The sequence below is a fragment of the Kitasatospora sp. NPDC093558 genome, from assembly GCF_040683475.1.
GTDB lineage: Bacteria > Actinomycetota > Actinomycetes > Streptomycetales > Streptomycetaceae > Kitasatospora.
Genome location: NZ_JBFBDY010001123.1, coordinates 1 through 1,503, shown reverse-complemented (window position 1 = coordinate 1,503; position 1,503 = coordinate 1). Strand labels below are relative to the sequence as shown.

The 1,503-nt window shown below is 71.6% G+C and carries 1 protein-coding gene; it reads left to right on the top strand.

The genetic code is table 11. From position 1 onward, the window contains the following. Positions 1–1,397 (top strand): endo-1,4-beta-xylanase (locus tag AB0O00_RS39055; protein ID WP_363659424.1); only part of this gene is annotated, 1,397 nt, incomplete at its 5' end. Between the last annotated feature and the right edge of the window lie 106 nt (positions 1,398–1,503).

Below are 1,503 nucleotides of genomic sequence, written 5' to 3'. Positions count from 1 at the left end.
CTCCGGCTGGTGCCGGGGGCCCCCGGGCCGCAGCGGCCGGCAGCACACTGAAGGCCGCCGCGGAAGCGAACGGCCGGTACTTCGGCACCGCACTGTCGGACGGCGACCTCGGCGTCGGCGGCGAAATGGCCGTCGCCGGGGCGCAGTTCGACATGCTGACCCCGACCAACGAGATGAAGTGGGACACCATCGAGCCGTCCCCCGGCTCGTACAACTTCGGCCCGGGCGACCAGCTCGTCCAGTACGCCCAGGCGCACGGCATGCGGGTGCGCGGCCACAACCTCGTGTGGCAGAACCAGCTCCCCTCCTGGGTGTCGAACCTGCCGTCGAGCCAGGTGCGCTCCGCCATGGAGGCACACATCACCGCCGAAGCCACCCACTACAAGGGACGCGTCTACGCCTGGGACGTCATCAACGAGCCCTTCAACGGCGACGGTTCGCTCGTCCAGGACGCGTTCTACCAGGCGATGGGATCCGGCTACCTCGCCGACGCGCTGCGCACCGCGCACGCCGCCGACCCGGGCGCGAAGCTGTACATCAACGACTACAACATCGAGGGCCTGAACGCGAAGAGCAACGCCCTCTACGACCTCGCCCGGTCGATGCTCGCCCAGGGCGTGCCGCTGGGCGGCATCGGGTTGGAGAGCCACTTCATCCTCGGTCAGGTCCCCTCGGACATGCAGGCCAACATGCAGCGGTTCGCGAACCTGGGCCTGGACGTGGCCGTCACCGAGCTGGACGACCGGATCCAGCTCCCCGCCTCCGGTGCCGCGCTCCAGCAGCAGGGCGGCGACTACGCCGCCGTCGTCCGGGACTGCCTGGCCGTCTCCCGCTGCGTGGGCGTGAGCCAGTGGGGCGTGGACGACGCGCACTCCTGGATCCCCGGCACCTTCCCCGGTACCGGCGCCGCCACCATGTACGACGGCAACGACCAGCCCAAGCCGGCCTTCTACGCGGCGCTCTCCGCCCTCGGCGGTTCGAGCTCCGGCGGTGGCGGCGGCACCACGGGCGCGCTGCACGCGGTGGGTGCGGGCAAGTGCCTGGACGTGCCGAACAGTTCGACCACGGCCGGCACCCAGGTGCAGATCTACGCCTGCTGGGGCGGCACCAACCAGACCTGGACGCACACCTCGGGCGACGAGCTGAGCGTGTACGGCGGCAGCGGCCGGATGTGCCTGGACGCCGCCGGGCAGGGCACCACCAGCGGCACCAAGGTGGTCGTCTGGCCGTGCAACGGCCAGGCCAACCAGCAGTGGCACCTCAACACCGACGGCAGCGTCACCGGCGCGCAGTCCGGCCTGTGCCTGGACGTCGCCGGCGCCTCCACCGCCGACGGCGCCCTGGTCCAGCTGTGGACGTGCAGCGGGCGCAGCAACCAGCAGTGGACCCTCGGCTGACACGCACCACACTCCCGGCCGCAGTGCGTGCATCGCTCGCACTGCGGCCGGGAGCCGTCCGTCAGTCCAGGCCGCCGCGGCGGATCACCTCGGTGTACCAGCGGGC